21 protein-coding genes and 2 tRNA genes are annotated in these 26870 nt (G+C 65.3%); 15 read left to right on the top strand and 8 right to left on the bottom strand.

Going from position 1 to position 26870, the window contains the following annotated elements; all coding sequences use genetic code 11:
• From P2Q66_RS19910 to bcp, 5 genes are all read right to left on the bottom strand, one after another.
• The coding region (locus tag P2Q66_RS19910; protein ID WP_275730911.1) for a malate:quinone oxidoreductase at positions 1-1450 on the bottom strand (1450 nt) is incomplete at its 3' end.
• 79 nt (positions 1451-1529) lie between these two features.
• A complete protein-coding gene (locus P2Q66_RS19905) occupies positions 1530-3200 on the bottom strand; it encodes an ABC transporter substrate-binding protein (RefSeq protein ID WP_275730909.1) in 1671 nt (556 codons plus the stop codon).
• A 154-nt stretch (positions 3201-3354) separates the two neighbouring features.
• Positions 3355-4029 carry a fasciclin domain-containing protein gene (locus tag P2Q66_RS19900; protein ID WP_079597724.1) on the bottom strand — a complete coding sequence of 225 codons (675 nt, stop codon included), beginning with the start codon at positions 4027-4029 and terminating at the stop codon, positions 3355-3357.
• Between the two features lie 266 nt (positions 4030-4295).
• Positions 4296-4377, bottom strand: a tRNA-Leu gene (locus P2Q66_RS19895).
• A gap of 97 nt (positions 4378-4474) precedes the next feature.
• A complete protein-coding gene (gene bcp / locus P2Q66_RS19890; protein ID WP_275730907.1) occupies positions 4475-4948 on the bottom strand; it encodes a thioredoxin-dependent thiol peroxidase in 474 nt (157 codons plus the stop codon).
• A gap of 96 nt (positions 4949-5044) precedes the next feature.
• Here bcp and P2Q66_RS19885 point away from each other — a divergent pair, with 96 nt between their 5' ends.
• Positions 5045-5500, top strand: coding sequence for a MarR family transcriptional regulator (locus P2Q66_RS19885; RefSeq protein WP_079597727.1), 456 nt, complete (start codon positions 5045-5047; stop codon positions 5498-5500).
• A 142-nt stretch (positions 5501-5642) separates the two neighbouring features.
• Here the strand turns inward: P2Q66_RS19885 and P2Q66_RS19880 are convergent.
• Both P2Q66_RS19880 and P2Q66_RS19875 read right to left on the bottom strand, forming a co-directional pair.
• Positions 5643-5718: transfer RNA gene (locus tag P2Q66_RS19880), tRNA-Lys, on the bottom strand.
• 315 nt (positions 5719-6033) lie between these two features.
• Positions 6034-7131, bottom strand: a complete 1098-nt coding sequence (locus tag P2Q66_RS19875) for a hypothetical protein (RefSeq protein WP_275730905.1) — start codon at positions 7129-7131, stop codon at positions 6034-6036.
• A 322-nt stretch (positions 7132-7453) separates the two neighbouring features.
• On the opposite strand from P2Q66_RS19875, the gene ilvD reads away from it, so the two are divergent.
• From ilvD to P2Q66_RS19815, 12 genes are all read left to right on the top strand, one after another.
• Complete coding sequence (gene ilvD, locus P2Q66_RS19870; protein ID WP_079597730.1) at positions 7454-9172, top strand: dihydroxy-acid dehydratase; 1719 nt, start codon at positions 7454-7456, stop codon at positions 9170-9172.
• Positions 9173-9546: 374 nt separating this feature from the next.
• Positions 9547-11454: an acetolactate synthase large subunit gene (locus P2Q66_RS19865; protein ID WP_275730902.1), complete on the top strand. Its 1908-nt coding sequence runs from the start codon at positions 9547-9549 to the stop codon at positions 11452-11454.
• Between the two features lie 2 nt (positions 11455-11456).
• Entirely contained in the window at positions 11457-11969 is a 513-nt protein-coding gene (gene ilvN, locus P2Q66_RS19860; protein WP_079597732.1) for an acetolactate synthase small subunit, read from the top strand.
• Positions 11970-12051: 82 nt separating this feature from the next.
• On the top strand, positions 12052-13077 hold the full coding sequence (ilvC, locus tag P2Q66_RS19855) for a ketol-acid reductoisomerase (RefSeq protein ID WP_079597733.1): 1026 nt from the start codon (positions 12052-12054) through the stop codon (positions 13075-13077).
• Positions 13078-13203: 126 nt separating this feature from the next.
• Positions 13204-14793, top strand: coding sequence for a phosphoglycerate dehydrogenase (serA, locus tag P2Q66_RS19850; protein WP_079597734.1), 1590 nt, complete (start codon positions 13204-13206; stop codon positions 14791-14793).
• 215 nt (positions 14794-15008) lie between these two features.
• Positions 15009-17804 carry an FtsX-like permease family protein gene (locus P2Q66_RS19845; protein ID WP_079597735.1) on the top strand — a complete coding sequence of 932 codons (2796 nt, stop codon included), beginning with the start codon at positions 15009-15011 and terminating at the stop codon, positions 17802-17804.
• Complete coding sequence (locus P2Q66_RS19840; protein WP_079597736.1) at positions 17801-18556, top strand: ATP-binding cassette domain-containing protein; 756 nt, start codon at positions 17801-17803, stop codon at positions 18554-18556. Before P2Q66_RS19845 ends, P2Q66_RS19840 begins: the two co-directional genes overlap by 4 nt.
• Positions 18557-18589: 33 nt before the next feature.
• The gene (gene metG, locus P2Q66_RS19835) at positions 18590-20149 is read left to right on the top strand and encodes a methionine--tRNA ligase (protein WP_275730900.1); all 1560 of its coding nucleotides are present in this window, start codon (positions 18590-18592) and stop codon (positions 20147-20149) included.
• Positions 20150-20411: 262 nt separating this feature from the next.
• Positions 20412-21251, top strand: a complete 840-nt coding sequence (locus tag P2Q66_RS19830; protein ID WP_275730898.1) for a hypothetical protein — start codon at positions 20412-20414, stop codon at positions 21249-21251.
• A 117-nt stretch (positions 21252-21368) separates the two neighbouring features.
• Positions 21369-22106 (top strand): class F sortase, encoded by a 738-nt coding sequence (locus P2Q66_RS19825; protein WP_345795652.1) that lies wholly within the window; start codon positions 21369-21371, stop codon positions 22104-22106.
• Between the two features lie 43 nt (positions 22107-22149).
• On the top strand, positions 22150-23202 hold the full coding sequence (locus P2Q66_RS19820) for a 3-isopropylmalate dehydrogenase (RefSeq protein WP_275730897.1): 1053 nt from the start codon (positions 22150-22152) through the stop codon (positions 23200-23202).
• Between the two features lie 101 nt (positions 23203-23303).
• A complete protein-coding gene (locus P2Q66_RS19815) occupies positions 23304-24416 on the top strand; it encodes a branched-chain amino acid aminotransferase (RefSeq protein ID WP_115525577.1) in 1113 nt (370 codons plus the stop codon).
• A gap of 100 nt (positions 24417-24516) precedes the next feature.
• On the opposite strand, the gene P2Q66_RS19810 is transcribed toward P2Q66_RS19815, so the two are convergent.
• The gene (locus tag P2Q66_RS19810; RefSeq protein WP_115525576.1) at positions 24517-25110 is read right to left on the bottom strand and encodes a hypothetical protein; all 594 of its coding nucleotides are present in this window, start codon (positions 25108-25110) and stop codon (positions 24517-24519) included.
• Between the two features lie 121 nt (positions 25111-25231).
• Here P2Q66_RS19810 and P2Q66_RS19805 point away from each other — a divergent pair, with 121 nt between their 5' ends.
• Together P2Q66_RS19805 and P2Q66_RS19800 are read left to right on the top strand one after the other, a co-directional pair.
• Complete coding sequence (locus tag P2Q66_RS19805; protein ID WP_275730896.1) at positions 25232-26047, top strand: MBL fold metallo-hydrolase; 816 nt, start codon at positions 25232-25234, stop codon at positions 26045-26047.
• A gap of 5 nt (positions 26048-26052) precedes the next feature.
• Complete coding sequence (locus P2Q66_RS19800) at positions 26053-26829, top strand: fumarylacetoacetate hydrolase family protein (protein WP_115525574.1); 777 nt, start codon at positions 26053-26055, stop codon at positions 26827-26829.
• Positions 26830-26870 lie beyond the last annotated feature (41 nt).

Raw genomic sequence — 26870 nt, 5'->3', positions numbered from 1 at the left:
CCAGCTCGACGGCGAGGTCCGGATTTTCATCCAGCTTCACCCCGTAGCCGGGCATCATGTCCTTCAGCTTCGACTGCCAGCCCTTGAAGTTCTTGGGGAACGTCTTCTGCAGCAGCTCGATCATGATGGGAACAGCTGTTGATGCTCCGGGGGAGGCGCCAAGGAGCGCACCGATGGAGCCGTCACGGCCGGCGATCACTTCAGTTCCGAACTGCAGGATGCCGCCCTTTTGCGGGTCTTTCTTGATGATCTGTACACGCTGGCCGGCGGTGATCAGTTCCCAGTCGCCGTCCTTGGCCTCCGGGTAGTACTCACGCAGCGCCTCGACCTTGTCCCCGTGGCGCTTCGCCACTTCCTTGATCAGGTACGCGGTGAGGTCCATGTTGTCCTTGGCCACGGCCAGCATGGGGATGATGTTGCCGGGGCGGATGGAGAGCGGCAGGTCCAGGTAGGAGCCGTTCTTCAGGAAGTTGGTGGAGAACCCGGCGTAGGGGCCGAACAGCAGCGACCGCTTGCCGTTGACGTACCGCGTGTCCAGGTGCGGGACGGACATGGGGGGAGCACCCACCGACGCCTGGCCGTAGACCTTGGCGCTGTGCTGGGCGGCGATGGTTTCGTCGGTGCAGCGGAAGAACTGGCCGGAAACGGGGAAGCCGCCATAGCCCTTGCTCTCCGGGATGCCGGAGGCCTGCAGCAGGTGGAGGGCCCCGCCGCCGGCGCCGACGAAGACGAACTTGGCGTGGATCTTGCCGTGTTCACCGGACTTCGGGTACTTCAGGGAGAGGTCCCAGCCGCCGCCGGACGCCCGGGAAATTCCGGTGACGTCATGGCCGTAATTGATTTCGACGCCGTTGTTCCCGAGGTAGGTGGTCAGCTCCCGGGTGAGTGCCCCGAAGTCGACGTCGGTCCCTTCGACGGCGCGCGTGGCGGCAATGCGCTGCTTCGGGTCGCGTCCCTTGACGATGAGCGGCGCCCACTTGGCGATCTGGCCGTGGTCCTCGGAGTACTCCATGCTCCGGAACAGGGTGTGGGGCTTCAGCGCCTCATACCGCGTCTTCAGGAACCGGGTGTGGTCCTCGCCGAGCACGAAGCTCATGTGCGGCACCGTGTTAATGAAGCCCTTGGGCGAGCCGATCAGGTTCCGGTCCACCAGGTGGGACCAGAACTGCCGGGAGAGCTGGAACTGCTCATTGATGAGCAGGGCTTTGGCAGGGTTCACTGAGCCGTCTTTGGCTGCAGGGGAATAGTTGAGTTCGCAGAGGGCAGCGTGGCCGGTTCCGGCGTTGTTCCAGGGGTCGGAGCTTTCCAGTCCGGGCTGGTCCAGCCGCTCGAACAGGGAAATGGTCCAGTTCGGCTCCAGCTGCTTGAGAAATGCCCCCAGCGTGGCGCTCATGATGCCGCCGCCAATCAGGACGACGTCGGCATGTGGGGTCTTGGAAATGAAGGTCACGATCAGTCTCCGATTGCAGCGGCTCTGGCTGTCACAGAATATCCCCGGGCAGCCGACATACTGAAATTGGACCAGTCCGTCAAGGCTTTAGTTGCACCTTCGTGAAAACTTCATTTAAGACCGGCGATGCGGGATAGCTCACCACGCGGTCGGACAGGGCCAGGGCCGAGATGGGAAAGGCGATGGGAACCGCCGGCACGGTGGCTGCGATCTGGGCGTTGATGGTGTGGTACTGCTCATCGCGTTCCTCGCCTTCCGGCAGGCCGCGTGCCCGGTTGATCTTGGAAAAGACCTGCGGGTCCTGGTAGCCGAACTCACCGTTTTTTTCACCGAAGAGGGGGCCCACGAAGTTGTCGGCGTCGGAATAGGATCCGTTCCAGCCAAGCAGGTGCAGCGCGTGGTCGCCGGGTGACTGGACCTTTTGGAGGTAGCCGTCCGACCAGTCCACGGGGACAGGCTGGATGTTGAACCCCACAGCCGTCAGTTGCCGGCTGATCTCGGCATAGACCTTCTCCGGAGTGGGCAGGTACGGCCGGGTGACGTTCAACGGATAGTAGAACTTCAGTTCCTCGCCCGCGTAGCCGCCTTCCTTGAGGTACTCCCTGGCCTTGGCCGGATCGTGGCCCAGTTCGGGGGCATCGTTGTTGAAGCCGCTGATCTTGGGAGGGACGAACTGGGTCGCCCTGGCGGTGTTGTCGATGAAGAACCTGCGGATCAGGGTGTCCTTATCGATGGCCATTTCGATTGCCTGCCGGACCTTCTGGTTCTGCAGCACCGGGATGTCCTGGTTGATGCCCACGTACATCACCGAGAACGGATCGCGCTGGACAATCTGCTTGCCGCGTTTGACCAGTTGGTCGAAGTTCCCCACCGTGACGGCGTCATACCCGTCGATCTTGCCGTCGAGCAGGGCCTGGAGCCTGGTCTGGGGGTGGTTGTATGCCATGAAGTTGATGGTGGCGATCTGGCCGCGGTCGCCCCAGTAGGTGTTGTTGGTCACCAGGGTGACGCTCTGCTCGTCCCATGACGCGAAGCTGAACGGGCCTGTGCCCACAGGGCGGGTGGCGAAGGCGGAGACTGGCCGCCCGCCGCGGCTTTGGTCAAGGACGTCCGCGGTGCCGGACGCCAGGGCCGCGGGAGACGCCATGGCGAAGGCCGGCAGCGTCAGGGCCTGAAGGAACGCCGTGAAGCGCTGGGTGAGGTCGATCCGCACAGTGTCTGCAGAGAGGGCGGTGCAGCTCTTGAAAATAGACAGGTCGGGCTCGTCCGAGTGGGCTTTGAACACTCCCTTGAAGGAACTGCCGGGTGCCTGCCGGCGCAGGTCTGCCGGGAAGGCGAACCAGCGGTTGAAGTTCGCGCAGACGGCGTCGGCGTTGAACGGCGTGCCGTCCTGGAAGGTGACGCCGGTGCGGAGCGTGAAAGTGTAGGAGCGGCCCTCGTTGGACTCGCTCCATTCAGTAGCAAGGAGGGGTGTCGGCTTGCCGGTGGTCTGGTCCACGCCCACCAGTCCTTCAAGGATCTGGCGGGTGATGCGCTGGGATTCCACGTCGCTGGAGAGGGCGGGGTCCAGTCCCAGGGGCTGTGCGGCGGTGCCGAAGTTGAAGGTGGCGGTGGGCTCGGCAGGGGTTGTGGCGCTGGGTGATTCCGACGACGGTGAGGGGGACGGTACTGCCGTGCACGAGGTTGCCCCCAACGCCAGGAGGACGGTGCCGGCCTTAAGGACCGCGCGCCGCGATGTACTGCTGGGCACTCGTTTATCACCTCTGGATCTTGCCGGCTCCGCCGCTTGCGGGCCGCGGGACCCAGTCTAGTTGACCGGGTCCCGGCTCCCGGGGAGGCCGGTCAGCACTGAAGCCGTACCCGCTTGTGCGGGCACGGCTTCAGAAGGCGTGGGTTGCCGGGGGCTACTTGGGCATCAGCACCGAGTCGATCAGGTAAACGGTGGCGTTCTTGGTCTGGACGCCGCCGCATATGACGCTGGCATCGTCAACCTTGAGTGCGTCGCCGCTGCCCGTAACCGTCACCGAACCACCCTGGACGGTTGCGTGCGTGCCGGCGATCTTGTCAGGAGTGATCTGGCCCGGAACAACGTGGTAGGTCAGGATCTTGCTCAGCAGGGCATCATCGGTCTTCAGTGTTTCGATGGTGGCTGCATCGATCTTGGCGAAGGCCTCATCCACCGGGGCGAAGACGGTGAACTCGCCGCCGTTGAGCGTGTCCACCAGGTCCACCTTGGGGTTCAGCTTGCCGGATACAGCGGCGGTGAGGGTGGTCAGGATCGGGTTGTTGGAGGCGGCAACTGCCACCGGGTCAAGGGCCATGCCCTCAACGGAACCGGCTCCCGTGGGGACCTGCTCGGCGTAGCCGGCGCAGCCGGGGCCCACCAGGTTGGCGGCCGGGTCCATGGCCGCGGCCGAGGAGCTGGCCGACGGGGACGGGGCCATGCTGGAAGGTGCGGGGGACTCGGCCGGTGCCGAGGAGCTTGACGAGCCGGCGGATCCGCCACACGCGGTCAGGCTCAGCAGAGCTGCAGCTGCAACGCCTGCGACGGTGAAAGTTGTGCGCTTGATTGTCTGCATGTGAGTTCTCCTTGGATTATGGCGTTATGCCTGCCGCGGACTGGTGTTCACGGCATTGTTCTTGTCTGGCTGGCGGGCACCTGCCCTTGGCTGGTGTCTCACTGGGTATTCGGCCGGTGCGCAGATACGGATGGGTGGAATCCAAGGAGTTTTTCGGAGGATTACGAATCCGGCCTTTTTCGGGGAACAGTTCCCGGGTTGCCCCGCAGGGCATAAACACAAAAAATCCCCCGGTGTGAACCGGGGGATTCTTGTATTTCTTTGGGTGCGCAAGGGGGGACTTGAACCCCCACGCCCGAAGGCACAGGAACCTAAATCCTGCGTGTCTGCCAATTTCACCACTCGCGCCAGGCGTCCTGCCGGCGTCACACAAAAGGTACGACGGCGGATGCCAGTCTTTATTGTAGCGTTGCCCCGGCTCGACCGGAGCAGGCAACGCTGCCGGTCAGGCGTCCAGCTTCAAGTCGCGGCGCAGCTTGGCGACATGGCCGGTAGCCCGGACGTTGTACTGGGCGAGCGCCACTTTGCCCTCCGGATCCACCACGATGGTTGACCGGATCAGGCCCTGGTAGATCTTGCCGTAGTTCTTCTTCTCACCCCAGGCGCCATAGGCGTCCGCTACAGCATGGTCCTGGTCCGAGAGCAGGGGAAAGCTCAGTTCCTCACTGGCAGCAAACTTGGCCAGCTTGTCGACGGGGTCCGGCGAGATTCCCAGGACGTCGTACCCCGCGGACTGCAGTGAAGCGAGGCTGTCACGGAAGTCGCAGGCTTCCTTGGTGCAGCCGGGAGTGGAAGCGGCCGGGTAGAAGTAGACGATTCTATGGCGGCCCGCACCGGGGGACAGGGAAACGTCCTTGCCGGTTGAATCCTTCAATGTGAAACCGGGCGCTTCATCACCGGTAACGAGTCTGTCGGCCAATGTTTTTCTCCTTGTTGCAGGCGGGTCACAACAGCCTAGTAAGGGGGAGGAACCAGTGCTAATCGGCACTTGGCTATACTTGCTGCTATGCCTGATATGGATCACTGGCCCACGGGGCGCCTCTTGTCCACTGCTGCGCGCCTCGTCGAACACTCCTGGAACGAAAAACTTGGTGCCATCGGCCTGACCCACGCCGGGGTCATTGCCATCGAGGTGCTGAACGCGCAGGGCCCCATGACCCAGGCCCAGCTTGCCCAATACGTGCGCGTGCAGGCCCAGACCATGGGCAAGACCCTCAGCCGGCTGGAGTCCCACGGGCATATCGCCCGCGTGCGCAGCACGTCGGACCGCAGGAGCCATGTGGTGTCCCTGACCGAACGGGGCAAGGAGGCGGTCGCTGCCGCTGTGGAGATGGAGCGTTCCGTCCTGGCTTCGGCGTCCATTGATCCCGAAGTCCTTCGCCAGGAGCTCCAGGCAGTGGTCAGGGAGCTCGCAAGCCAGTTCGCCACCACGCCCGGCAACGCCGCCGCGCTCGTGGAAAATTCACCCTGACTAGACTTCGCCGCCGGCCGGCCGGGGCGTGACCGCAGTATGCAAACTGTGGTCACGCCTTTTTTGTTGTGCCGTTAGTTGGGGACACAAACAAAACAGCCCCCGGCTTGCGTTTCCGCAAAGCCGGAGGCTGTTTTCCCAGTGGTGCACCCCCCGGGACTTGAACCCGGAACCCATTGATTAAGAGTCAATTGCTCTGCCAATTGAGCTAGAGGTGCATCTTTTTGTTTCAATCATTCGGGGCTTTTCTTTCCCCGTTGATCTCCGCAACGACATGAAACTCTACACGAACTTTTGGTGCATGTGAAATCGGCCGGCCGTGCGGGTGGATGATCATTCCGGCAGCGGCAAAATCCGCGCAAAATCAAGGGTGTGGTTGCCTGCGGGAAGCCGGAAACCTCCTTCGGGAGTCAAGATCCCGGCCCTGATCCGCCCCTGCGCACGTGTGAAATGGGCCACATGATTTACTGCTTCCTCCCCGCGTGGGGAGGAAGCAGGGTCGGTTCGTCCTTGAGGCCGGGCCGGACCTGCTCCTAGAGGCGCCTGCGCCGTGGGGCACGGAAGCCTGCCGCCTCCGCGTGGGCGGCCGACTCAAACCAGACATCAGCCCTGGCTTGTTCATAGTCCGGGTGCCCCTCCTCGTAATAGACCATGGCGCCGGCATCGGCCTTGACGCCGTAATCTGCCGGCCCGCTGCCATCGGCACGCGCGGCGGCAGAGCCTGCCCCGTACGGTTCGTCGGCCGCCAGGTGGCCGGCAGCCTCCGGCGAGCGACCATGCGGGGATGCCTCTTGTTCCGGCAGATGGTCTGCTCCGGTCTCCACGAGGGCAGAGGACTGGGTGCGGTCCTGCATTTCCGCTGCGGCGGCACCGGCCGGGATGTTGCCGCCGGAAACGCCCGCAGGCTCAGGCCGGTCTGCTGAACGTCCGACGGCGGAGGCTGCCGCGCCGTCGTCGTCCGCTTCTTCCACGGCAGCGGACTCGGCGCCGGGAAGCGTGGGGGCGTGCGGTTCGGTGTACTCGGCGTGATGGACCGGTGCTGCTTCCGGCTGCGTCCCCGTCTTCTCTGTGACCGACTGCATTGGCGGGGTTGGGTTGGTCCGGGCGGAGGGAGCGCCGCTGGCTTCGGACCACTGGGTTTCCCATTCGGCCTGGTCCTGGCGTCGGCGGTCGTCGCCGGGTCCCGCGGTCGCCGCACCAGCACCCGCATCCGCGGTCGCTGCGCCGGCTCCCGCAGTTGCCGCACCAGCACCCGCATCCGCGGGCGCTGCGCCGGCTCCAGCCGTGCCGGCGGGGGAGGCTGCGGAAGAACCTGAACCTGTGCGTTCAGGACGCGGTGCATCCACCGAAGCCGATGTTTCTGCCGACTCGTCCGCAGTGACGGGCGCAGCGGGCTCGGCCGGCCGGCCAAAGCCCGCGGCTGTGGGAATTCCCGTGGTGCCGGCGGCCTCGGCCGACGCCGCGGCGCTGCCGCCGGAAAGAGCACCATCAGTGCGGGTTCCCCCGTCGCTGCGGGCCACGTCCGCCTGGCCGGCGTCACCTCGGGCAGCGGGTGATTTCTTGGCGTTCAGCCTCCACCACACAACACCCACCAGTACAGCGAGCAGAATGATCAAGAAGACAGCTTCCATGGCAAGCCCTTCGGTCGGTCGGCAAGGTCCCTTGCCCCGACGCTACGTCGGGTCCACATCGCTGTCCAGCACTTTGACCGGCCCGGATGTTCCTCCGGGCGTCCCGCCGGCGGCAACATCCCGGGCAGCGAACCACGGCGGGATCCCGGGGCTGGAAAGCGGGCGTCCCGGTGACCTGCGCCACAGGAACGGGTCGGCCCGGCGGTGGGCATCTCATTATTCGAGATGACAGTCCACTATCTGATTGAAATAATCCTGATTTTGCGCTTAACCGGAGCTTCGCGGTCGTTGCTGCCGCGCGTGGAGCCATAGACTTTCCCCTATGAGTGACACCCAAATCGCAACCGAGAACAAGCCTGACATCAAACCCCGTAGCCGGGTCGTTACCGACGGAATCCACGCCGCACCGGCACGTGGCATGTTCCGGGCGGTCGGCATGGGGGATGACGACTTCGCAAAGCCCCAGGTGGGTGTCGCCAGCTCATGGAACGAAATCACCCCCTGCAACCTTTCGCTGAACCGGCTTGCGCAGGGCGCCAAGGAAGGCGTCCACGCCGGCGGCGGTTTCCCCATGCAGTTCGGCACCATCTCCGTCTCGGACGGTATCTCCATGGGCCATGAGGGCATGCACTTCTCACTGGTCTCCCGCGAAGTCATCGCAGACTCCGTGGAGACCGTCATGCAGGCCGAGCGCATCGACGGTTCGGTGCTGCTGGCAGGCTGTGACAAGTCCCTGCCCGGCATGCTCATGGCCGCCGCCCGCCTGGACCTGTCCAGCGTCTTCCTTTACGCCGGCTCCATCATGCCCGGCTGGGTCAAGCTTGAGGACGGCTCCGAAAAGGAAGTCACCCTCATTGACGCCTTCGAGGCCGTCGGCGCCTGCGCCGCAGGCAAGATGAGCATGGAAGACCTGACCCGCATCGAAAAGGCCATCTGCCCGGGTGAAGGCGCCTGCGGCGGCATGTACACGGCCAACACCATGGCCTGCATCGGCGAGGCTCTCGGCATGTCCCTGCCGGGCTCCGCCGCCCCGCCCTCGGCAGACCGCCGTCGTGATGAATTTGCCCGCAAGTCCGGCGAGGCCGTGGTTAACCTGCTCCGCCTGGGCATCACCGCCCGGGACATCATGACCAAGAAGGCGTTTGAAAACGCCATCGCCGTCACCATGGCCTTCGGCGGCTCCACCAACGCCGTCCTGCACCTGCTGGCCATTGCCCGCGAAGCAGAGGTGGAGCTGACCCTCGATGACTTCAACCGCATCGGCGACAAGATTCCGCACCTGGGCGACCTGAAGCCGTTCGGCCGCTACGTGATGACCGACGTGGACAAGATCGGCGGCGTGCCGGTGATCATGAAGGCACTGCTCGACGCCGGCCTGCTGCACGGTGACTGCCTCACCGTCACGGGCAAGACCGTGGCGGAGAACCTCGACGCCATCAACCCGCCGGACGTTGACGGCAAGATCCTGCGCGCGCTGGACAACCCGATCCACAAGACCGGCGGCATCACCATCCTGCACGGCACCATGGCCCCCGAAGGCGCAGTGGTGAAGAGCGCGGGCTTCGACGCCGACGTCTTCGAAGGCACCGCCCGCGTCTTCGAGCGCGAACAGGGTGCCCTGGACGCGCTGGACAACGGCCGGATCCACGCCGGCGATGTTGTGGTGATCCGCTACGAAGGACCCAAGGGCGGGCCAGGCATGCGTGAGATGCTTGCCATCACCGGCGCCATCAAGGGTGCGGGCCTCGGCAAGGACGTCCTGCTCCTCACCGACGGCCGGTTCTCCGGCGGCACCACGGGCCTCTGCATCGGCCACGTCGCGCCCGAAGCGGTGGACGGCGGCCCCATCGCGTTCGTCAAGGACGGCGACCGCATCCGCGTGGACATCGCAGCGCGCAGCTTCGACCTGCTGGTGGACGAGGCTGAACTCGAAGCCCGCAAGGTGGGCTGGGAGCCGCTGCCGGCCAGGTACACCAAGGGTGTGCTCGCCAAATACGCCAAGCTGGTGCACAGCGCCAGTACCGGTGCCTATTGCGGCTGATGCCTGAGTACCCCATGCCTCCGGCGGCGACACGACTGCCGGAGGCGGTAGGGCTTAATAAGGGCTGATCCCGGGGCCCCGGGCGGACGGCGCTTGCGCCGGAGGTTTGGGGGTAGGATCAGCACGTGGACAATGATGTCCACATGGTGAGATCGGGTAGCGGCTCGTTGACACGTATCTCGCCAGAGGGAAAACTGAACGCATGACTTTCGTTACCGCCGGCACCGTCGTCGTCCTTACCAAGCGCGTGGCACATTAGCCTCCTCCGGTAACGAACCGTCACGCGCAACCCCTCGAAGAGCCGCTCAGGCTGAGGGGTTTTTTTATTTCCCGCTGTTTCCATGAACCACAGATGATCCACAAGGAAGAGTCCGATGAGCAAAGGATCGCCCATCAGCCCCTCGCTGATGGCTACCAAGTCCACTGGAGCCACCAAGGCTCCGGAACGCGCCGACCGGGCGGCGGACCATGCCGCCGTCGTCGCCGACCTTGCTGCCGTCTCTCCTGTCCTTGGGCCGAACAACGTTGTACCCCCAACGGTGATGACCGGCTCGCAAGCTATTGTCCGCTCGCTCGAAGAACTCGGCGTCGACGATATTTTCGGTTTGCCTGGTGGCGCGATCCTGCCCACCTACGACCCCTTGATGGCCTCCACCATGAATCACGTGCTGGTCCGTCACGAACAGGGAGCCGGCCACGCCGCGCAAGGCTACGCCATGGTCACCGGACGGGTTGGCGTCTGCATCGCCACCTCGGGCCCGGGTGCCACCAACCTCGTTACCGCCATCATGGATGCCCACATGGACTCCGTGCCGCTGGTGGCCATCACCGGCCAGGTGTCCAGCGGGGTGATCGGCACCGATGCTTTCCAGGAAGCCGACATCGTGGGCATCACCATGCCCATCACCAAGCACTCCTTCCTGGTGACCGATCCCAACGACATTCCGCATGTCATGGCTGAAGCATTCCACCTGGCCTCCACCGGCCGTCCCGGTCCCGTCCTGGTGGACGTGGCCAAGGACGCCCAGGTGGGGCAGATGACCTTCTCCTGGCCGCCCAAAGTGGACCTGCCCGGCTACCGGCCCGTCACCCGCGGCCACAACAAGCAGGTCCGCGAGGCCGCGAAGCTCATCGCCGCGTCCACCAAGCCGGTCCTGTACGTCGGCGGCGGCGTGGTCAAGGCGCACGCCAGCGCCGAACTGCTGGCCCTCGCCGAAGCCACCGGTGCCCCCGTGGTGACCACCCTGATGGCGAAGGGCGTCTTCCCGGACTCGCACCCGCAGCACGTCGGCATGCCCGGCATGCACGGAAGCGTCTCCGCCGTTACCGCGCTGCAGCAGGCCGACCTCCTGATCACCCTCGGCGCCCGCTTCGATGACCGCGTGACGGGTGTGCTCAAGACCTTCGCGCCGATGGCCAAGGTCATCCACGCCGACATCGACCCCGCGGAAATCTCCAAGAACCGCACCGCCGACGTTCCCATCGTAGGATCGGTCAAGGAAATCATTCCGGAACTGACCGAGGCCGTCCGCACGCAGTTCGACGCATCCGGCACACCGGACCTCACCACCTGGTGGGCCTTCCTGAACAACCTCAAGGAAACCTATCCGCTGGGCTGGACCGAACCCGACGACGGGCTCAGCGCCCCGCAGCGGGTCATCGAACGCATCGGCGCCCTCACCGGCCCCGAGGGCGTGTACGTGGCAGGCGTGGGCCAGCACCAGATGTGGGCAGCGCAGTTCATCAAGTACGAGCGCCCGCACGCCTGGCTGAACTCCGGCGGCGCCGGGACCATGGGCTACGCCGTTCCGGCGGCCATGGGCGCCAAGGTGGGCGAACCGGACCGCGTGGTATGGGCCATCGACGGCGACGGCTGCTTCCAGATGACCAACCAGGAACTGGCCACCTGCGCCATCAACAACATTCCCATCAAGGTTGCCGTCATCAACAACTCCTCGCTGGGCATGGTGCGCCAGTGGCAGACCCTGTTCTACGAGGGCCGCTACTCCAACACCGACCTCAACACCGGCCACGACACCGTCCGCATCCCGGACTTCGTCAAGCTGGGGGAGGCCTACGGCTGCGCCTCGTTCCGCTGCGAACGCGACGAGGACATCGATGCCACCATACAGAAGGCCCTGGAGATCAACGACCGCCCCGTGGTCATCGACTTCGTGGTGAGCCCCAACTCCATGGTGTGGCCGATGGTGCCCGCCGGCGTGAGCAACGACCAGATCCAGGTTGCCCGCAACATGACCCCGGAATGGGAAGAAGAGGACTGACCATGAGCCGCCACACACTGTCCGTCCTGGTTGAAGACAAACCCGGCGTCCTGACCCGCGTTGCGAGCCTCTTCGCCCGCCGCGCCTTCAACATCAACTCCCTGGCCGTCGGCCCCACCGAAGTCCCCGGCATCTCCCGGATGACCGTGGTGGTCGACGCCGACGGCGACCTGATCGAACAGGTCACCAAGCAGCTCAACAAACTGATCAACGTCATCAAGATCGTTGAGCTCACCCCTGAATCTTCCGTACAACGCGACCACATCCTGGTTAAAGTACGTGCGGATGCCGCAACACGCCTGCAGGTGACCCAGGCTGCAGACCTGTTCCGCGCCTCAGTGGTCGACGTCTCCACCGATTCCGTCGTCATTGAAGCAACCGGCCATCCCGAAAAGCTCACGGCACTGCTCTCAGTGCTGGAGCCCTTCGGCATCCGCGAAATCGTGCAGTCCGGCACCCTGGCCGTTGGACGGGGATCCCGCTCCATGAGTGACCGGGCGCTGCGCTCCGCCTAGGCGAATGCCCTGGCGGACCACCGCCCGTAACCGCACCACCACACAACACCTATCTACACACCACTCAAGAGGAGTTACGCAAGTGACTGAAATGTTCTACGACGACGACGCCGACCTGTCGATTATCCAGGGCCGCAAGGTTGCCATCGTTGGCTACGGCTCACAGGGCCACGCCCACGCCCTCAACCTGCGCGATTCCGGCGTCGAGGTTGTCATCGCCCTCAAGGAGGGTTCGACGTCGACCGCCAAGGCCGAGGACGCAGGCTTCACGGTCAAGAACGTTGCCGATGCCGCCGAATGGGCCGACGTCATCATGATCCTGGCACCGGACCAGCACCAGCGCTCGATCTTCAACGACTCCATCAAGGACAAGCTGACCCCCGGCAAGGCACTGGCTTTCGCCCACGGCTTCAACATCCGCTTCGGCTACATCCAGGCACCGGAAGGCGTTGACGTCATCCTGGTGGCCCCGAAGGCTCCGGGCCACACCGTGCGCCGCGAATTCGAGGCCGGCCGCGGCATCCCCGACATCATCGCCGTCGAGCAGGATGCCTCCGGCGCCGCCTGGGACCTCGCCAAGTCCTACGCCAAGGCCATCGGCGGCACCCGCGCCGGCGTCATCAAGACCACCTTCACGGAAGAGACCGAAACCGACCTCTTCGGCGAGCAGTCTGTCCTCTGCGGCGGTGTGTCCCAGCTGGTCCAGTACGGCTTCGAGACCCTGACCGAAGCCGGCTACCAGCCGCAGATCGCCTACTTCGAGGTGCTGCACGAGCTCAAGCTCATCGTCGACCTCATGTGGGAAGGCGGCATCGCCAAGCAGCGCTGGAGCGTTTCCGACACCGCAGAGTACGGCGACTACGTCTCCGGCCCCCGCGTCATCACCCCCGAGGTGAAGGAAAACATGAAGGCCGTCCTGGCCGACATCCAGTCCGGTGCCTTCGCCAAGCGGTTCATCGAGGACCAGGACAACGGCGGCGTCGAGTTCAAGGAACTGCGTGCCAAGGCTGAGCAGCACCCCATCGAGGGTGTTGGCCGCGAGCTGCGCTCCCTGTTCTCCTGGCAGCAGCAGGACGTGGACTACGTTGAAGGCTCCGCAGCCCGCTAAGGCTGCCGGTTCCTTCCCCCCATAACGGGCAACGTGAGGCCGGGTTCACACTTAACAATGTGAGCCCGGCCTTTCCGTCGGCCTAGACTTGTTCCATCCCCAGGACTGCAACGCAGAGGATCAGCCGTGTCAAAACCCGTAGTACTGCTCGCCGAAGAACTTTCCCCCGCCACCGTCGAGGCCCTTGGCCCGGACTTTGAAATCCGCCAGACCGACGGCGCCGACCGTTCCCAGCTGCTCTCGGCGATCAGCGACGTTGACGCCATCCTGGTCCGCTCCGCGACCCAGGTCGATGCCGAGGCCATCGCGGCCGCCAAGAACCTCAAGGTCATCGCCCGCGCCGGCGTCGGACTGGACAACGTGGACATCAAGGCCGCCACCCAGGCCGGCGTCATGGTGGTTAACGCCCCCACGTCGAACATCGTCTCCGCCGCCGAACTCACCGTGGGCCACATCCTCAGCCTCGCCCGCCACATTCCGCAGGCCAGCGCCGCCCTCAAGGACGGCGAGTGGAAGCGCTCGAAGTACACCGGCATTGAACTGTTCGAGAAGAAGATCGGCATCATCGGCCTCGGCCGGATCGGCGCCCTGGTGGCAGCACGGCTCAAAGGCTTTGACACCAAGATCCTTGCGTACGATCCCTACATCACCTCCGCCCGCGCAGCGCAGCTCGGCGTGCAGCTGGTCACCCTGGACGAGCTCCTGGCCCAGTCCGACTTCATCACCATCCACATGCCCAAGACTCCGGAAACGGTGGGCATGCTCGGCGCCGATGCCTTCAAGAAGATGAAGAACACCGCCTACGTGGTCAACGTCGCCCGCGGCGGCCTCGTGGACGAAGAGGCTCTCTTCACGGCCCTGCAGGACGGCGAAATCGCCGGCGCCGGCGTCGACGTCTTCGCCAAGGAGCCCAGCACCGACCTGCCGTTCTTCAAGCTGGACAACGTTGTGGTGACCCCGCACCTCGGTGCCTCCACCGACGAAGCCCAGGAAAAGGCCGGCGTCTCCGTGGCCAAGTCCGTCCGCCTCGCCCTCGCCGGCGAACTGGTTCCGGATGCCGTCAACGTGGCCGGTGGCGTTATCGCCCCCGACGTCCGCCCGGGCATCCCGCTGATCGAAAAGCTGGGCCGCATCTTCACCGCGCTGACCCACGATTCCCTGACCCAGTTCGACGTGGAGGTAGCCGGCGAAATCTCGTCCCTCGACGTCAAGGTCCTGGAGCTGGCTGCGCTGAAGGGCATCTTCGCCGACGTTGTGACCGAGCAGGTCTCCTACGTCAACGCCCCGGTCATCGCCGAACAGCGCGGCATCAACGTCCGCCTGATCACCACCCCCGAAACCGAGTCCTACCGGAACGTCCTGACCCTACGCGGCGCCCTCAGCGACGGCAGCCAGATCTCCGTGGCCGGCACCCTGACCGGCCCCAAGCAGATCCAGAAACTGGTGGGCATCAACGGCTTCGAAGTTGAAATCCCCATCAGTGAGCACCTGGTAGTAGTGGCCTACACCGACCGCCCCGGCGTCATTGGCACCATCGGCCACATCCTGGGCATGAACAACATCAACATCGCCGGCATGCAGGTGGCCCGCCACGACCAGGGCGGCCAGGTTCTGGCCCTGCTGACCATCGACAGCTCCGTGCCGCAGCAGGTCCTCGACGCCATCAAGGCCGGCATCGGTGCCGAGATGGTCCGGGAAGTGGACCTGGAGGACTAGCCCAGGATCCGGGAAACGCCGTACCAGCGGCATCCCCTCGGCGCGCCCCGGCGGGGCCACGTATGATTGGCCGGTCTGCTTACAATGGCTGGGTCCTGATTCAGGACCGGGCCGGCAGACCGGCCAATACCTTTTGCACATCCGTCCGTTAATCGCCCATGTCCGGCCCGGCCGGACACGAATGTGCGCACGCAATCCAGGTTTCAGGGAGTTCAATGAACGCCGTCCAGAGGTTCATCAGAAGCAAAGTGCTGCTGTTGACCGCGGCCATCTTGATCGCAGCCATGTGCTTGTCGGTCCTCGTCCAAAGCCAGTCACAGGCTGCACTCAACAGGACCGTGGATGAAAATTCCCGGGGACTCTACGACGTCCTGGTCCAGGCGAAAGCGCCCTCCGGTGCGCTGCTGCAGCCCGAAATCGCCAACGGCACCGGTGGCATCAGCTTTGAACAACTGGACTCGATACGGAAGCTGTCCGGCACGTCGGTTGCCGCCCCCATCAGCCTGGTCTCCCGCGTCACGCAGAACCTTGAGTCCCCGCGCCTGGACGCCATGGACTACCTCGGCTACAACGCCGGGCTGGCCGGAACCGCCACGGCGGACCAGGCGGCCGGCGCCACGGCTCCGGACAAGTGGCCCGCGGCCGAGTCCGTGCTGAGCGACGAAACCAAGAAGTACCGCCTCACCGCCAGCGCCGTGAGCTCCGACGGCGTCTCCGAACAAACACTCTTCAAATCCACTGCCGAGGGAAGCCTTGGCAAAGCAAAGCTGGTTGAGGAAAAGGCCGCCGGCGGCAACAGCATCCGGATTGCCGCGCCCGAAGGCGAAACGGGCATCAAGTTCCCCGCACCGGCCGGCGGCTCCGAGCACAACCTCTTCAACTTGTCCGTGTCCCTGCCGCTGGCCCCCGAGGTAACGGAATCCGTGGTGGCCGTGGACCCCGCCGCCGAGCGCGCCCTGCTGGGATCCTCCGGTGACTTCCTTGCCCCGCTGGAGAAGGCCCCGCCTGCCGACGCCCGCGACGCCGGAGCCATCGGACGCTACTTCGAAGGCCTCTTCACCAACGGCATCGGCCTCGACCAGCTCGAAGAAGGACCGGATTTCCTGGGCGTCAAGCTCAAGTACTGGGCACCCCTGATGACCCAGTACCAGCAGGCAAAGCGGACCGGCCAGCTGACCGCCGACTCCCAGGCCATTCCGCTGATTGTCCGCTCGGGCACCTCCCTGGACCTAAAGTACAACGTCAAGATCGAAGAGATCGACGACGCCGGCAAGGTGGTCAAGGACGTCGGAACCGTCTCCCGTTCCCTGGACAAGGATTACCTGCCGTTCGTCTCCAAGGACCCCTTCGTCCTGTCCTGGCCCGGCTCCACGGACCACTCCTCCCTCCTGGGCAGCACCGGCAACTTCAACCAGGGCCTTTACACCCCTGCCACCTGGAGCACCGATTTTGCCGCCGCCCCCAAATACACCGACGGCGAGGCCGCAGCCAACGGCGCCGTGGAAAAGACCGCGGTTCCCGGCGAATGGGTAACCATCAACCGGTTGCCTGAAAAGAGCGCCAACGGCACACCCGTGGACCAGACCCAGCGCGAACCCGTGGATGAGCGTTCCTACCGGGAGAACCTGGCCACAGGGGAGCAGGTGGCAGCTCCGCTGGCCATGGTCTACGGAACCTTTGATCCCGCCGCTGTGGCGGAGGCCGCCGGCGACGTCAACAAGCTGCCACTTGGCGGCTACGACCCCACCCCTTTCACCCTGGTCAAGGATGCCGAAGGCAAGGACGTGCCCGCCACCGAGCTGGAGCCCTCCCTGAGCGCCACCGGCCTTGCCAGCCAGTCTGCCGGTGCCATCACCGACTACTACGGTCTGGCTGCCGCCCGCGGCTACACGGACAACGCCGACGTCATCGACGCCATCCGTGTCCGTGCCAAGGCGCCGGGCAGCTGGAAGGAAGCCCAGCCCGAGGTGGAAGAGCTCGCCAACGAAATCCGCGCCATGGGCCTCGAAGCCACCATCGTGGCCGGCTCCGCGCGTGAGGACGCCAGCATCTTCGTCCCCGGATATTCCAAGGACGACGCCGGCAAGGAATCTGCCCTGGGCACCGTCCAGCAGTCCTGGGTCCGGCAGAATGCGGCGGAGGCGGTCACCGGATCGCTGTCGGGAACCAACATCACCCTGCTCTTCCTGACCCTGTGCGGTGCCGCCCTGCTGACCGGCGCGTCAACAGTGAGCTACATCCGCAAGCGGCGAAGTGAAGCCGGCACCCTCCGGGCCATGGGTTGGACGCAGCGGCGGATCCGCAGCTGGGTGCTGGAGGAATTCGGCGTGGGAGCCGTGCTGCTGGCAGTGGCCGGCATCGTGCTCAGCCTGCTCAGCTGGAGCCTGGCCACGGCCCTGGTGTGCGTCGCCGTCCTGGTGCTCTACGCAGGCGCTGCCCTCTTCGCAGCCCAGCAGCTCCGCCACCGCGACGTCATCGACCAGGAGCCGCAGCACGACGAGCGGCTAATTCCTGTGGACTCGCCGCTGACCTTCGCCAACCGGCAGCTGGGCACCAACAAGTTCAACACGCTGTCCCTGGCCGTCGCCGTCGGCGTGTTCGGTGCCGCTGTGGGCGGGCTGATCGCCCTGCTGATCGACATCCCCCGCGCGGCCGGCGCCAGCGCCCTGAGCGGGCTGGCCGCCGCCAGCGTCGCGCTGCCGAGCATCCTCCTGGCACTCGCCGGGGTTGTGGTGGGCCTGGTGCTGACACTGGTCACCGGCCGGTTTGAGCTCAACGCCAAGCGCCAGTACCTGGGCATCCTTGAGGCGATGGGATGGAACCCGGACATGCTCCGCCAGGTCCGGCTCTTCGAAAACGCGCTGGTAGGAACCGTGGCCCTGCCCCTGGGCGTGCTGGGCGCCCTGGGTATCGGCCTCCTGCTGGCACCCTATGCCGCATTGTGGGCAGGCGTCGCCGGCCTCGTGGCTGTACTTTGCTGGATACCGATTGCAACGAAAGTGGTCCAATGACAAACCCGACCAATGTCCAGCGGAGCCGCCGGGGCGGCTCCGGCGAGGTTCCCCTGCAGACCCGCGCCAACACCATCGTCAAGGAGGCCGACCACGCCACCCCGCTGGAGCTGAGCGACATCACCATCCGCTACGGCGGCGGCAAGGGCGGTGCTGAAGCCGTCAGCGTTGTGGAAGGCTTCGACCTCACCCTGCACGCCGGCGAGATGCACTGCGTCGCCGGCCGAAGCGGCTCCGGCAAGACCAGCATCCTGACCGTCGGCGCGGGACTCACGCTGCCGACGTCGGGACGTGTCTTCTGGGAAGGCGACTCCCTGGAAAGCATGGGCGACGACGAAATAGCCGACCGCCGTCGTGCGCTGATCGGATACGTGGACCAGGGCGGCGCCCTGATCGACGGTATGAGCGCCCTCGAAAACGTGCTCCTGCCGGCCGTTCCCGACGGCGAAGTGGACCAGCGGCGGGACATGGCCAAGGACCTGCTGGACCTGGTGGGCCTGGGCCGCCGGATGCGGCACCGCCCCGCCCAGCTGTCCGGCGGCGAACGCCAGCGCGTGGCCATCGCCCGGGCCCTGATCCTGGGCACCAGGGTCCTGGTGGTGGACGAGCCCACCGCCAGCCTTGACCGCGCATCCGCCAACCGCATTATCAGTATCCTGAAAGACACCACGTCCGATGGAATCGCCGTCCTGGTGGCGTCGCACGACCACGAACTGGTCCGGCTCAGCGATTCCCTGACTGAACTGATCTAGCCCGCCCCTCCGCACCGAAGGTACCGTCCGCACGTGACTGCTTCAAAGAAAACGCCGTTCTACATCACCACGGCCATCACCTACCCCAACGGCGTGCCGCACATCGGCCACGCCTACGAGTACATCGCCACCGATGCCATGGCCCGCTTCAAACGGCTGGACGGCTTTGACGTGATGTTCCTGACCGGCACGGACGAGCACGGCATGAAGATCGCGCAGACGGCCGAGAAGGAGGGCATCACGCCCAAGGAGCTGGTGGACCGCAACGCAGAGGTGTACAAAGCGGCGCATTCCGCCCTGGGCATCACGTACGACCGCTTCATCCGCACCACGGACGAGGACCACTACGCCGCGTCGCAGGCCATCTGGAAAAAGATGGAAGCCAAGGGTGACATCTACCTGTCGAAGTATGAGGGCTGGTACTCCGTCCGGGACGAGGCGTTCTACGGTGAGGATGACACCGTGGTCAAGGACGACGGCGTGCGCTACTCGAAAGAGACCGACACCGAGGTGACCTGGACGGCAGAGGAGAGCTACTTCTTCCGGCTCTCCGCCTACCAGGACCGGCTCCTGGCCCTCTACGAGGCGCAGCCGGAGTTCGGCGCGCCCCAGTCCCGGTTCAACGAGGTGATCAGCTTCGTCCGCCGCGGGCTGGAGGACCTGTCCATCAGCCGCACCACGTTCGACTGGGGCGTGCCCGTTCCCGGCAACGACAAACACGTCATGTACGTGTGGGTGGACGCGCTCACGAACTACCTCACGGGCGTTGGCTACCCGGACGTCGATTCGGAGAAGTTCCGTAAGTACTGGCCGGCCGACGTCCACGTCATCGGCAAGGACATCTCCCGGTTCCACGCCATCTACTGGCCTGCGTTCCTGATGAGTGCCGGCCTGGAATTGCCCAAGCGGGTCATGATCCACGGCTTCCTGCACAACAACGGCGTCAAAATGTCCAAGTCCCTCGGCAACGTGGTGGCTCCCGCGGATTTCGTGGCGCAGTACGGCCTGGACCAGGTGCGCTTCTTCTTCCTCCGGGAGGTTCCCTTCGGCGCAGACGGAAGCTACAACCACGAAGCCATCGTGGGCCGGATGAACTCCGACCTCGCCAACAACTTCGGCAACCTCGCGCAGCGTTCGCTGTCCATGGTGGCGAAGAACTGCGGCGGCGCGGTTCCCGCCCCGGGTGCGTTTACCGCCGCGGATAGCGCCATCCTGGAACAGGCGGGCGGCCTCCTCGAAACTGCCCGGGCTGCCTTCGAGAAACAGGAATTCAGCCGGGCCCTGGAAGCCATCTGGACTGTCCTGGGCGATACCAATGCCTACTTTGCCGAGCAGGCGCCCTGGGTGCTGCGGAAGACCGACGTTGAACGCATGAACACCGTGCTGTACGTCACGCTTGAGGTACTCCGGATCGTGTCCATCCTGGCCCAGCCGGTGATGCCCACCGCCACGGCCGCGCTCCTGGACAGCCTGGGCCAGCCCGAAGGGGAAGCCCGCCAGTTTGCCGCCATCGGTACCCCGATTGTTGCCGGAACTGCACTGCCTGCCCCGGCGCCGGTTTTCCCGAAGTACGAGGAGCCTGCAGAAGCCTAAGCAGTATGCCCGGCTCCGGACCGTCCGGGCAGGTATCTATCCGGTCGCGGAGTAGTCCGGCGGTTCGAACACAGGTATTTCCTACTCGGGACTCTCCGCCCCGCCTTCCATAGCCTGAACGGGTTAGCAAACTGACAGTTCGCATCTGGGAGAACCGTCGCCCCGATGCTGTCTGTTTGCGTTGTGACCCGTCAGGTTGGGGCGGTCGTGTTCTCCCGTACGTCTTGCAGTTTGAAGCAGACTATGGACGGAGACGGAAAAAATGCAACGGATCCTAGCCGCACTCGGGGTCACAGGCCTCGCCCTTCTAGGCGCGTCAGCCACGGCCGTGGCCTCGCCACCGGAATCATCCGGCGGTGACGGGAAGATCACCATCTGTCACGCGACGGGCTCAGACACGAACCCCTACGTGTCAGTCACCATGAGCCTCAACGCACTCAAAGCCCACCTGGGCCACCAGCACAATGAGGACATCATTCCGGCCAACAGCATGCTGCCTGCAGGCCAGAACCTCCACAAGGTGGACTGGTGGAATGCCGGCTGCGCCAAGCCGGGCGGAACCCCGCATGAGGGCAACGACAAGAAAATCACCATCTGCCACGCGACGGGATCGGCGTCAAATCCCTACGTGGTCATCACCATCGCCCTGCAGGGCCTCAACGGCCACGCCGGTGACCACCACCAGCACACCGAGGACATCATCCCGCCGAACCATGGGAAGGTAATCCCCGCGGGGCAGAACTGGACTGACGACGGGAAAGCCACGTACAACAACGGGTGCGTTCCCACGAAAGCACCGCCCGTAGTTCCACCTGTTGTTCCGCCGGTGGTTCCACCTGCCGTAGTGCCGCCGGAGGTCGTACCTCCGGCCGGTGCCGTGGTTCCGGCCCCGGCCCCCGCCCCGGCAGGCGCTGTCGTCGGGGGCGGCGCAGTGACCGCGGTCAACGAGGGTTTCAACGTTCAGACCGCGGTGTCTGAGCCGGATCCGGGAATGGCTCCCTGGCTCGGAGGCGCGGCCGTCCTGCTGCTCGCCGGAGGTGCCATTGCAGCCCGGAAAACCCTGGCAGCTGGCGGCAGCCGCCATGGCGAAGCCCGCAGTTAGCACGCCGGCCGGTGCGCTGGCGGCAAGTGGCTGAATGATGCGCGCGGCGCCGTGCCCCGCAAGTGGCACGGCGCCGTGTGCCTTTAACGCCTTTGATCGAATTGACCGAAGCCCGCGGTGACCGTGAACGAACCCGGACCATCCACTGCACATCAAAAAGAAAGTCCTGCCGCCCCGAAACGGACCCGATGGGACGCACCGCGCCTTCGCTTTATCGCCGCCCTGGGCCTGCTCACCGCGCTGGGCTGCCTGATGTTCCTGTTGCTGCCCGCACTGTTGGGTATGGGAGGCGGCAGCGTCCAGTCTGGCGGCAGCCCGCCCGTGGCTTCCGCACCGCCGTCGTCGACGAATTACGGTACTGCCCCGGCAGCGCCGCTGACTCCCGACCTGCCGCCGGCCACTCCCGCCTGGCCGCCCGCGGCGCCTCCGCAACGGCTGGTTTACCCGTCTGCGGACATTGACGTGGTGGTTCATCCTCTCGATCCGAGCGCCGACGACAAGGAGCGCCAGACCATCATTCCGCCTCCCACCATGGACGGATACTGGCTAACGCCGTACGGGGCACCGGGAGCCGGGTCAACCAATACCACCTACGTGGTGGGCCACAGCTGGCAGGACCGTGAGGCGCCCTTCAACCGGCTCAGCAGCCGGGCGTCTGCCGGTGACCTCCTCACCGTAGCCACCGGTACCGGCAAGCTCAGCTACCGCGTTGATTCGGTCACCACGTACGAAAAATCAGGCCTGAAGGACAGCGCCATTCGGGACGTTGCTCCCAACAGGCTGGTTCTTATTTCCTGCTACACGGATGACCTCTGGGGAACCAACGTCGTCATTATGGCATCGCCCGTATATTGAGACAGCTTGACCAGCATATGGATGACTTGGCTACCCTGAAACCATGAGCGCATCCTCCATTGATCTGGCAGTTATTCCCGGCGACGGCATTGGCCCCGAAGTCATCGCCGAGGCAGTCAAAGTACTGGAAAAGGCTGTGGCCGCTGAGGGCGTTGAGCTCAAGCAGACGCACTACAAGCTCGGCGCCGAGCACTGGCTGGCCACGGGGGAGACGCTGCCCGACGAGGTCCTGGCCGACCTCCGGACCCGGGACGCCATCCTTTTCGGCGCAGTGGGCGCCGCCCCCGGCGACACGCGCATTCCCTCCGGCATCATTGAACGCGAGATGCTCCTGAAGCTCCGCTTCAGCCTGGACCACTACGTCAATTTGCGGCCGTCCCGGCTCTACGGAACAGTGGGCAGCCCGCTGGCCAACCCCGGCACCATCGACTTCATCGTGGTGCGCGAAGGAACCGAGGGCCCCTACGTGGGCAACGGCGGCACCCTGCGCGCCGGCACCCCGCACGAAGTTGCCACCGAAGTGTCCCTCAACACCGCACACGGCGTGGAGCGCGTGGTCCGCGATGCCTTCCGCCGCGCCAGCGCCCGGGAACGCAAGCGCGTTACCCTGGTCCACAAGCACAACGTCCTGGTCTACGCCGGGCATCTCTGGAAGCGCACCGTCGAGGCCGTTGCCCAGGAGTTCCCCGAGGTGACGCACGACTACCTCCACGTGGATGCTGCCACCATCTTTATGGTCACGGACCCGTCCCGCTTCGACGTGATTGTCACCGACAACCTCTTCGGTGACATCCTCACCGACCTCGCCGCGGCCATCACCGGCGGCATCGGGCTGGCAGCGTCCGGCAACATCAACATGGACCGCACAGCGCCGTCCATGTTCGAACCCGTCCATGGCTCCGCCCCGGACATCGCCGGGCAGGGCAAAGCAGACCCCACTGCGGCAATCCTCTCGGCGGCCCTCCTGCTCGACCACCTTGGCTACGCCGGTGCTGCCCGGAAGATCGAAGCCGCGGTGGTTGCCGACGTCGAAAAGCGCGACGGCAGCCCCCGCAGCACCAGCGCCGTGGGCGATGCCATCGCCGCCGGACTCTAGCGCGCCGAGGCCTCCTGCATCGGGCGTAAGCTTGTCTCGAATCACCAAATGCCGCCCTGCCGTTCAGCGCTGAACCCGGGGCGGCCGATCGTGGAGGAACCATGACCCAGACTGCCCATGGCGTCGAATTCAGCCAGCAGCTTTCGGCCAACCCGAAGTCTGCTGAAGAGCGTGCAGCCATCCTGGCGAACCCGGGATTCGGCAACCACTTCACCGACCACACCGCCATCGTCGATTACAGCGTGGACGCGGACGGCAACGGCGGCTGGCACAATCCGCGCGTGGAGGCCTATGGACCCATCACCCTGGATCCGTCGGCTGCGGTGCTGCACTACGGGCAGGAGATTTTCGAGGGGCTCAAGGCCTACCGCCACGCCGACGGCTCCATCTGGAGCTTCCGTCCGGAAGCCAACGCCGCACGCCTGAACAAGTCAGCCCGGCGGCTGGCCCTGCCGGAACTGCCGGCAGAGTACTTCCTCGGAGCCATCCGCGAACTGGTGGCCGCTGACAAGGAATGGGTTCCCGCCGGCGACGGCGAAGCACTCTACCTCCGGCCCTTCATGATCGCCACGGAGGCCTTCCTGGGCGTCCGTGCAGCCCGTGAAGTGTCCTTTCGCGTGATCGCCTCGCCCGCCGGGAACTACTTTGGCGGCGAACTCAAGCCTGTCTCCATCTGGATCTCACGTGAATTTGCCCGTGCGGGCCGGGGCGGCACGGGCGACGCCAAGTGCGGGGGCAACTACGCAGCCTCGCTCATTGCCCAGCAAGAGGCTGAAGCCAACGGCTGCAAGCAGGTTCTGTTCCTGGACCACTTCAATGACGATGCTGTTGAAGAACTGGGCGGCATGAACGTGTTCTTCGTGATGAAGGACGGCTCGCTCGTCACGCCCGCCCTCACCGGCACCATCCTGGAAGGCATTACCCGGATGTCGGTCATCCAGGTGGCAAAGGACATGGGCCGTGAGGTTACCGAACGCAAGATCACCCTGGATGAGTGGCGCGACGGCGTCGCTTCCGGCGATATTGCCGAGGTCTTCGCGTGCGGCACCGCGGCCGTCATCACCCCCATCGGCGTCTTGAAGGACGCTACCGAGTTCATTGGCTCCGAGGACGCTACGGCGGGGGAGACCACCATGGCCATCCGCCAGCAGCTGCTGGGCATCCAGACCGGGGCGGTCCCGGACACCCACGGCTGGCTGACCCGCCTGGCATAGCCGGCGCTCAAGCCCCACAACAACGACGGCGCCTGCCGGGCTTCTGCCCGGCGGGCGCCGTTCGTTGTGTACGTACCACGGCGGGAGTCAGCCGTCCAGGTCAGCGGCGGGCGGCCTTCCTGGCGGCGTTCTTCAAGGCCTTGCGGGAAACAGGCTTCAGGGCCTTCCGTGCAGCTTCTTCTTCCAGCGCCCGGTTGCGGCGGGCGTCGATCATGTCGTTCCACAGCGTCGTCGCAAAGACGCCGCCGTCCTGGGCGTACACGTCGTAGGGGTAGCCGGTAAAAATGGGCGGCGTGGTAGTGCCGCCAGGCAAATCCTTGCCTGCTGCCTTGGCGACGGCGTCCGCGACAGCCCAGGTCCGGGTCAGGTGGCGCGTGAGGTTCTCCTGGACAAACATGTTTGCGTCACTGGCCGCGGCGGCGCGCTTCAGGAGATCCTCCAGGTCGTCGGCCAGAACACGCGCTGCCGCTTCCTCCGCGGGTACCGAATCCGCAGGCAGGTCCCTGGCCGCTTTTTCCACCGCCTCACTCCAATCGGCGGTTTCGCGGAACTTCCGCCACGTGGGAAACCAGACGATGCCACCCGTTGCATGGTTGTGGATGTGCAGGAGCCCGCTGTTCTTCTCCGTCGCGGCATGGTCGTGGCCGGCGGAATCGGCTGCGGCGAGGAGGTCTGCAAGTGTTGTGGTGCTCATGGTGTGTGGTTCCGGCTTCCTGGGAGAGAGCGAGGGGATTCACTGGTGGTCAACCGGGGCACCCGGCTGTTCTATTCCGGACGCGGGGCGGCGGTGGTCCGGCGCCGGATGCAAAGATGTGATGGTGACTTCAGCTTCCGGCCCCATCCTGCAGCGCAGCTCTGCCCTGACGCGGTACATCCTGGCCCCAAACCCCGGGCCCATGAGCCTCGAGGGAACCAACTCCTACGTGATGCGGGCCGCCGGGTATCCCGGCGCCGTCGTGGTGGACCCCGGCCCGCTGGACGAGGCCCACCTCCAGGCACTTGCCGATGCCGGCCCGGTGGAACTGATCCTCATCACCCACCGCCACGCTGACCATACTGCCGGATCGGCCCGCCTGCATGAACTGACCGGCGCCCCGGTCCGTGCCGCCGATCCCGTGCATTGCCACGGCGGCGGAGAACCCCTGCACGGCGGGGTGGTCCACGCCGCCGGGCTGGAGATTAACGTGCTGCCCACTCCCGGCCATACGTCGGATTCGCTGTCCTTCCATCTTCCCGACGACGGCCCCCACGGTTCCGTGCTGACCGGCGACACCATCCTGGGCAGGGGCACCACCATGCTGGACTTCCCGGACGGCACACTGGGGGACTACCTCACCGCGCTGGACAGGCTTGAGGCGTTGGGTCCGGCCACCGTCCTCCCGGCGCACGGACCCGTGCTGCCCTCCGTGGAGTCCATTGCGCGGGATTACCGCCTGCACCGGCAGGAGCGGCTCGGCCAGATCCGCGCGGCGCTGGCACAACTCGGCCGGGACGCCACCGTGGGTGAGGTGGCTGACGTCGTCTATTCCGACGTCGGCCCTTCCGTCCGGCGGGCAGCCGAAATGTCCGTTGCCGCACAGCTGCACTACCTGCGCGCTGAAGGAAGTGGCCAGGCCGGGACGGTAGGGTAGGGACCATGCGTATTGCCAGGTTTGTTGTCGATTCTGATCCCCTGTACGGCGTTGTGGAAGGCGAAACGGGCAGTGAGGAAATCACTGTCATCCACGGAGACCCCTTCTTCAACGGCGTGGAGCGCACGTCCGTCCGGCACAAGCTGGAGGACGTCCGGTTGCTGGCGCCCATCATCCCGCGCAGCAAGGTCATCGGCGTGGGCCGCAACTTCGTGGAGCACGCCCATGAGCTTGGCAATGAAGTGCCCGCCCAGCCGCTCCTCTTCCTGAAGCCCAACACCGCCGTCGTTGGCCCCAACGATCCCGTTGTCCTGCCGGAATTCTCCGAGGAAGTCTCGTTCGAGGCGGAACTGTGCGTGGTGATCGGCCGGATCTGCAAGGACGTCCCGGAAGACCGGGTGGACGACGTCATTTTCGGGTACACCTGCGGCAACGACCTAACTGCCCGGGACGTGCAGAAGAGCGACCTGCAGTGGACGCGGGCCAAGGGCTTTGACACCTCCGCACCACTGGGACCATGGATCGAGACGGAGCTGGACACCGAGGATCTCCAGATCCAGGGCCGGCTCAACGGCGAACTGCGCCAAGACGGCAGCACCAGCCAGATGATCCGCGGCGTCCGCGAACTCGTGTCCGTGGTCTCCCAGGCCTTCACGCTGCTCCCCGGTGATGTCATTATGACCGGCACCCCGGCGGGCGTCGGCCTGGTCAATGCCGGTGACCGTTTCGAAGTGGAGATCGAAGGAATCGGACGGCTGTCCAACCCGATAGTCCGCCGCTGACCCAGGCCGCCCTGGCGCCTGGTGCCAGGCGGTAAAGTTGA

Origin of the sequence: Arthrobacter sp. Cr_A7, assembly GCF_029222765.1 — a bacterium.
Lineage (GTDB): Bacteria > Actinomycetota > Actinomycetes > Actinomycetales > Micrococcaceae > Arthrobacter.
This window is presented reverse-complemented; position numbering and strand designations above follow the sequence as displayed.